At 58.6% G+C, this 833-nt stretch carries 1 pseudogene; it reads left to right on the top strand.

Annotated elements, in window-relative coordinates:
• Positions 1-127: 127 nt before the first annotated feature.
• Positions 128-570 (top strand): annotated as a pseudogene (locus tag EOA13_RS37320) (alkene reductase); the annotation flags it as partial.
• Between the last annotated feature and the right edge of the window lie 263 nt (positions 571-833).

The following is an 833-nucleotide window of genomic DNA, read 5'->3' as shown; positions in this document are numbered from 1 at the left end:
CGCGAAGATCCATCGAATAAGGCTTGCCCATCCATGCTGACCTCCTTGCCCAGCATGAAGGTTGAATCAGATTTGCACGCCTAAGGGAATCCCAAGCCGATTCAGTCTCATTTCATCCCGCTCTAGTGCGGCCAGAGCGGGTATCCGCCTTTCACCGGTTACACCCGGCAACGACGCGTCCTATCCTGATCCGCAGCCGCTGTTCGATCACGTCGTCCGGAGGCTTGCCGCCTATGGGCTTGCCTATGTTCACGTCATAGAAGGGGCGACAGGTGGAGCCCGGGATTTTCAGCAAGGCGACCGGCCATTCGACTATGCATCGTTCAAGGCCGCCTATCGCGACGCGGGCGGCAAAGGTGCCTGGCTGGTCAACAACGGCTATGACGCCAAGCTGGCGGAAAAAGCGGTCGCGGAGGGGTGGGCCGACCTGATTGCCTTCGGGAAACTCTTCCTTGCCAATCCGGATCTCGTCCGCAGGCTCCGCGAGGGCGCCGACCTCAATACGCCTGACAATCCACATTCTATGGCGGAGAGGCCAAGGGCTACATCGACTATCCGACGTTGGCTTGAGCGCGATCCGCAGCGAAGCCATGGAGCTCGGTCTTTAAGCTCTGGGTTATTGAAGGGCAGCAAACTCCGTGCACCGCGCCTGGTGAGCGCCCTCCGTGCGGCCATCGCGCAAAGGCTCGAGACGGATGTATCCTTTAGCTAGAGCGGGATGAAATGAGACTGAATCGGCTTGGGATTCCCTTAGGCGTGCAAATCTGATTCAACCTTCATGCTGGGCAAGGAGGTCAGCATGGATGGGCAAGCCTTATTCGATGGATCTTCGC

It is taken from the genome of Mesorhizobium sp. M7A.F.Ca.US.011.01.1.1 (genome assembly GCF_003998295.1).
Lineage (GTDB): Bacteria > Pseudomonadota > Alphaproteobacteria > Rhizobiales > Rhizobiaceae > Mesorhizobium.
The sequence above is the reverse complement of the archived record's forward strand: the minus strand, read 5'-3'. Positions and strand labels throughout refer to the sequence as shown.